The sequence below is a fragment of the Flavobacterium sp. genome, from assembly GCF_044371705.1.
Classification (GTDB): Bacteria; Bacteroidota; Bacteroidia; order Flavobacteriales; family Flavobacteriaceae; genus Flavobacterium.
This window is the reverse complement of the sequence record NZ_JBILTE010000141.1, coordinates 1-6450: the sequence shown is the minus strand read 5'-3', so window position 1 is coordinate 6450 and position 6450 is coordinate 1. Positions and strand designations below refer to the sequence as shown.

Sequence of the window (6450 nt, the reverse complement as noted above, 5' to 3'; positions counted from 1 at the left end):
TTGGGTATTAATCCTTTGAATTTATTAAGTTTGAAGAGGGTTAAGAAGATTTAAACTTACACTCGCAAAAGTAATTTCTAGCAAAGACGCAAAGCCGCAGTTAAAAGCTTTGCTACTTGGCAAGAAAATAACCCTTTAACTAATTAAAAAAATATGCCAGGAGAAGGATCAATGTTACAAGCATTAATCGGTTTGCGAAATAATAAACGTAATCGCACAAGCAAATTGGAACGTTTGGAAAACACTTCCAACGCAACATCTGAATTTATTGATCACGTGCAAGCTACACCGGAATTGCTTAAATCTATTAGAGAAAAAATGCTTGCTGAACGAAAATTAGAACAAAAAAAACTTGTTATAAAAGTTACTGTATCTCTAATTTTATTTTTAATAATTCTTTATGTTTTCAATCACAATTGGAAATGGATTGAGGGTTTTTTTATAAGGTAAAGTGATAAATTAACCGCGAAATTACTCCTTCCTCCACTTCTTCGTTTCTTCAAACACATGTTCCAAAATCCTCGCATCTTCTTCAGTAAATTCCACCTGACGACGAGACATAGCAATTCGAGCAGTTTCAAACGCTTTTTTAGTGATGTAAGTAGTAAATCCGGTTGCTCCGCCCCAACTGAAACTTGGGACAAAATTTCGTGGAAATCCGCTACCAAAAATATTAGTGGAAACTCCAACAACGGTTCCCGTATTAAACATAGTATTGATACCGCATTTACTGTGATCGCCCATCATGAGTCCGCAAAATTGCAAGCCGGTTTTAGCAAAACCTTCGGTTTCATAACTCCACAATCGCACTGCTTCGTAATTGTTTTTTAAATTGGAATTGTTGGAATCGGCACCAATGTTGCACCATTCACCAAGAACGGAATTACCTAAAAATCCGTCGTGTCCTTTATTGGAATAACCAAAAAGAACAGAATTGTTCACTTCGCCTCCAATTCTACAATGAGGTCCAACAGTTGTTGCTCCGTAGACTTTGGTAGCTAATTTCACTTGTGCTTCTTCACACAACGCAAAAGGTCCGCGAATTACAGAACCTTCCATGATTTCGGAATTATAGCCAATATAAATAGGTCCGGTTGAAGCATTTAAAGTAACAAATTCAAGCTTTGCTCCTTTTTCAATGAATATATTTTCAGGATTGATGACGTTGACACTTTTAGGAATGGGTTGCGAAGTACGTCCTTCAGTTAGCAATTCAAAATCTTCACGAATCGCGGCATCGTTTTTAGCAAAAATATCCCAAGTGTGTTCAATGCGTAATCCTTCTTCTGCATAATCGATGATTTCGTAGGTGTCAAAATCAACTTCTTCTTGTGTATCGTTGGTAAAAAAAGCAATTACTTCTTCGCCTTTAAAAATAGCTTGATTTTTTTCCAAACTTTGAATCATTTCCACCAATACTTCATTGGGCAAAAATGAAGCATTAATTAGAATGTTTTCTTCCATTTCTACCATTGGATATTTTTCAGACAAATACTCTTCGGTAATGGTGGTGGTAGTATAACCTAAATATTTCTCCCATTTTTCGCGTATGGTTAAAATTCCGATTCGAATATCGGCCACCGGACGTGTAAAAGTAAAGGGAAGTAATGCATTTCGAACAGGTCCATCAAAAAGAATGTAATTCATGAGATTGGGTATTTAATAAAAATCAAAGTTACAAAAAAGCCTTCCTGAAAAAGAAGGCTTTGAAGAAATTATATTTTTTAGCTGTTTACTTTTTAATGATTTTTTGAGTCGATTTATTTCCATCACTATCCGTCGCTGTAACTAAATAGGTTCCTGTAGTTAAACTTTGTAATGAAATTGTATCTGATTCTAATGTTTTGTTCAATAGTAGTCGACCGTTCAAATCGTGAATAGCAATGGAAACAATAGAATTACCTGATTTGGATGAAAAGGTAACAAAATCACTTACAGGATTGGGATAGATTATAAAATCTGAAATCAGCACGTCATCCACTCCTAAAGTAGAACTTTCGGTTACTACTAAAAGTTGATTGATTGTTGGGTTTTGAATCGTGTCCACAACTCCCGATGGCCATCTGATAATTACTTGCGTAATAGCTGTTGCTGTTCCAATCCCAAAATGAGCATTCAGAGAATTCATATATCTAAAACCGTCACCACTTCTGATGTCGCGAATTTGTTTCCCCCAAGAACCATATATTTCTACTCGAGCACCAATTCCTTGCTTATTACTGGTGATTCCGTTCAAACCAATTTTGATCCAATTGTTTAAATTTCCTTGGTTTATTCGAAGATTATTACCGTTCATAATATCAACAAATCCATCATTATTTAAATCCCCCAAAGCCCCCACATTAAAAGGCACTGTGGATGGAGAAAATGTGAAATTCCCATTATTATACATAATCGTACTACTTCCGGCACACCAAACATCTATAAATCCGTCGTTATTAAAATCCTGAGCAACATATTCAATTCCAGTTCCGTTGAAAGTATCAAAACCAGAGCTAGCAGACATTAGCGTAAAGGTTCCGTCTCCATTGTTCTTCATTAAACGGTGACCTCCTGCTGCAAATGAACTTGCACCAACCAAAGCATCCATGTGCCCATCGTTGTCAAAATCGCCCCAAGCGGAAGACCACGTTTGAACACCACTAGCCATATTAGCGGCAACTGCTACATTTGAAAAAGTATTGTTTGCATTCTTTTTATGTAATTCATCTATAGATGCCGGCGAACCTGCACCACGACATTTAGCAATAAATAAATCGGCATCATTGTCATTATCATAATCAACCCAAATAGACCCATAATTTCCTCCATCGGCCACATCGCCTAAACCTCCTTGATTAAATACTAAATTCCCCAATCCATCATTAATATAATAGACGTTTGGTGCCACATCATGACAAACAAAAGCGTCCAAGTGACCATCATTGTTAATATCTATAAAATTAGACCTTTGCGAAAAAACATATTGTGGAAATGAGATTTGCGTGAATCCGGTACCGGTTGCATTTGCCTTCATAAAAGTTACGCCTGAACCACCGCCGTAGAGTAAATCGGTCTGACCATTTTTATCAAAATCTCCGGCAGCAAAACTCCAAGTTGGTAAATTTGAAGCTGCTGTTGTGGTAATAGAAGAAGCTGTGAAGCCTCCACCAACGTTTTGCTTTTGTACATGAACTTGCGTTGAACTTACCGCAACGATATCATCTAAATAATCGCCATTCATATCAACAACTCCGTTTTTATAAGTGCCCGATATCGCTAAGGTTTGTGTTGTAAAACTTACGGGAACAGCAATTGGAGTAGGAATAACAATGGGTGGTTGTTGTATTAATTGGAAGGAAACATTATTTGCAGCAACTCCCCATTTGTTATCAAAAACGATGGTATACGTAGTTCCTGCAATAACTGAAAACGAAGCAACAGACAAATACCCAGAACCACTATCATCGTCACCAGCTACACAAACTAGGTTTGAACAAGCTCCTGTATAAACATGAAAACGTGGGTCTTTGCCTTGATTTATCGGCAAATCAGTAGTAATTGTAACAGTATAATTTTGAGTGGGAGTATACTTGTACCATAAACCCGCGGTTGCAGTGCCACTGTCAACACAATAAACAGTGGGACCACTTCCATTGACAACACCCATTGCATAAGTTTGAGCAACTATATCCAATGCATTAGCACAAGAGGATTGAGAATTTCCACTAAAAACAAATCCAACAAGGAATAAGAATAAAACATATTTTTTCATAGATACTTGATTTAAAAATTTAATTACAAGGTGATAGGGAATTAATCCACTGTTCAATTAATTCGACACCTTCTTGGTGAATCATCGTCCTTCCCACGATGGGCATTCGTACTTCTTCGCTAGTTGTATTCATCCTGAAATGCATCATCGAACGTTCAATATTTGAGGGGCTGACAATAGTAGTTAAGGAACTATTTATAATTTCATCAGGAGGAACACAGATGCCCATATTTTGCGGAATATGCGATTCGCTGAATGCAAAACGCATAGGCCGATAATCACAATGACTGTCTGTTTTATGGCAATGGGCACAATTAATATCTACATAGGAACGCACTCGTAAATCTAGTGATTTTGAAACATCTTTATAATCAACAACTGCTTCAATTTCTGAAGGAATGCTTGCATTTAAATAACCTTTTTCGATCCATTTGGCTAATTGATTTTTTGTTCCTTCGACGAATGGATAATCGGAATTTAAATTTTGAGGCTTAGTGCCAATTGGCACAGGATTGGTTACTGTTTTATGACATATTAAGCATTCTACTTCTGACGGAATGCGGTAACTAGTACTTTTAGTCGCTCCAGCACCATCTATCCAACTTATGGGTGTAAAACTTCCATCCATTTGAAGCGTAGCTTCGGTTTGCTGATCATTCCAAACATATTCTGCAAAAATCCAACCCGATTCCTTTTTTATCATGACTCGTGTTTCAATAATTCGAGTGACATTTCCGGGTTGAACATTATTGTAATAAAAATTCTTTATAAGTACAGCACCTGTTGGGAAATTTAATAACTCTCCATCAGCAACATACGATGCTTTTACACCTTTTGGCATCCAAACAAATCTTTTTTTCAGAGCATAATCTGTAAATAATTCACTGATTGGTTTGTAAGGTAAAACTCCTACTGAAGGTTTTTGATTTTTCATAGCACCTTCAAAAAACTTGTATTGCGAAAGATTGGCATAAGGCACTTGAGTCAAGTCAACAACCACAGGAGAAACAGGGTCAATAGCTATGTATTCATCTGAATCTGATGAACAGGAATAAACAAATAATGCGGTAAAAACAACTCCAACAAAACCTAAAAAGTACTTTATATTCATATAAACTCAGCTAAAAATTAACCAAATATAGTTATATTAAGATATTTTCCTCAACAATATGTTATAATTAACAAAAATATCAAACTAAAAAGAAATAAAAACTTCCAATATTTTAATTTGAATCCTCCTCAGCTCTTTTGATAATACTATCTGGCAAGGATTTTTTGGCCTTTGCTCCCATTTTTTTCAAACGTTCTACACTACCAATTAAATTTCCTTTTCCATCAACCAATTTGGTCATTGCATTAGTATACTCAACTTTAGCTTCCTCCATTTTTTTTCCAATTTTAATCAAATCAGTCACAAATCCTTCAAACTTATCATACAATGCTCCGGCTTGACGAGCGATTTCTAATGCATTTTCTTGCTGCTTCTGATTGGTCCACATACTGTCAATTGTCCGTAAAGTGGCTAATAATGTGGTTGGAGTGACAATAATGATATTTCGCTCAAATGCTTTGTTGTACAACGAATTATCATCGTTCAATGCAATTGCAAAAGCCGATTCAATAGGAATAAACAACAAAACAAAATCCGGACTCGCCATTTGGTACAAATCATGGTAATTTTTATCACTCAACTGCTCCACATGTCGTTTGATTGAATTGATATGGTCTTTCAAAAAGAGTGCTTTTTGAGCATCATCTTCCGCATTTGCATAACGCTCATAAGCCGTAAGTGAAACTTTTGAATCAACAATCATCTTCTTCCCATCAGGTAAATTAATTACAACATCGGGAAAAACCCGACTACCTTCATCGGTTATAAAACTTTGTTGGACTTCGTACTCGCGACCCTTTTCTAAACCGGATTTTTCTAAAACACGTTCCAAAATCAATTCACCCCAATTTCCCTGCATTTTACTATCGCCTTTTAATGCTTTGGTTAAGTTCAGTGTTTCTTTACTCATTTGCTCATTCATTTCTTTCAAGCCAACAATCTGCTGCCGCAAAGCGGCGTGATAATCAATGCTTTCCTTGTGCGTATCTTCCACTTTCTTTTCAAAATGCTGGATTTTTTCCTGTAAAGGCGATAGAATATTTTTTAGATTCTCTTTATTTTGTTCAGTAAATTTTACTGTTTTTTCTTCGAGTATTTTGTTGGCTAAGTTTTCAAATTCTTTGGTAAATTTTTCCTGCAGCTCTTCTACTTCTTGCTTTTGTTCTGTGTTGCGTTGCCAAAGATTTTCAAAATCGGCTTCTTTTTTGGTCAACTGTACTGACAGCGAATCTTTTTCTCGACGAATTTCTTCTTTCTCCTTTCTTTGGATTTCAAATTTATTTGCAAACTGATTTTGTTCCTCCTGAAAACGATCTTTTAACTGTTCTATTTGAGATAAAAGTCCGTTTATTCGCTCTTCTAAACCGGACTTTTCTGATTTTGATTGAGCTACAAAAAGCATTTTTCCGATAATAATTCCAACTGCAAATGCTAGGGCAAGTATAAAAACTAGTGTAAAAATGAGAATATCTGACATTTGGAATTGATTTTAAGTGGAGTAAAAATAAGTAAAAGAAAATTGTGAATGATTGTAAAACAAAAAGTTTAACGAATAATAAACTTTCCCTTTTCTGAATCAAAACTT

Annotated in this window: 5 protein-coding genes; 1 reads left to right on the top strand and 4 read right to left on the bottom strand. The window is 35.8% G+C overall.

Features of this window, described 5'->3' with window-relative positions:
* The first annotated feature begins 153 nt into the window (after window positions 1-153).
* On the top strand, window positions 154-450 hold the full coding sequence (locus tag ACIQ2S_RS09890; protein ID WP_396175491.1) for a hypothetical protein: 297 nt from the start codon (window positions 154-156) through the stop codon (window positions 448-450).
* 21 nt (window positions 451-471) lie between these two features.
* Here the strand turns inward: ACIQ2S_RS09890 and ACIQ2S_RS09885 are convergent, their stop codons facing one another.
* From ACIQ2S_RS09885 to rmuC, 4 genes are all read right to left on the bottom strand, one after another.
* Window positions 472-1647, bottom strand: a complete 1176-nt coding sequence (locus tag ACIQ2S_RS09885; RefSeq protein ID WP_396175489.1) for a GlmU family protein — start codon at window positions 1645-1647, stop codon at window positions 472-474.
* An 85-nt stretch (window positions 1648-1732) separates the two neighbouring features.
* The gene (locus ACIQ2S_RS09880; RefSeq protein WP_396175487.1) at window positions 1733-3754 is read right to left on the bottom strand and encodes an FG-GAP-like repeat-containing protein; all 2022 of its coding nucleotides are present in this window, start codon (window positions 3752-3754) and stop codon (window positions 1733-1735) included.
* A gap of 19 nt (window positions 3755-3773) precedes the next feature.
* Window positions 3774-4865 (bottom strand): hypothetical protein, encoded by a 1092-nt coding sequence (locus ACIQ2S_RS09875; RefSeq protein WP_396175485.1) that lies wholly within the window; start codon window positions 4863-4865, stop codon window positions 3774-3776.
* Between the two features lie 112 nt (window positions 4866-4977).
* Window positions 4978-6342, bottom strand: coding sequence for a DNA recombination protein RmuC (gene rmuC, locus ACIQ2S_RS09870; protein ID WP_396175483.1), 1365 nt, complete (start codon window positions 6340-6342; stop codon window positions 4978-4980).
* Between the last annotated feature and the right edge of the window lie 108 nt (window positions 6343-6450).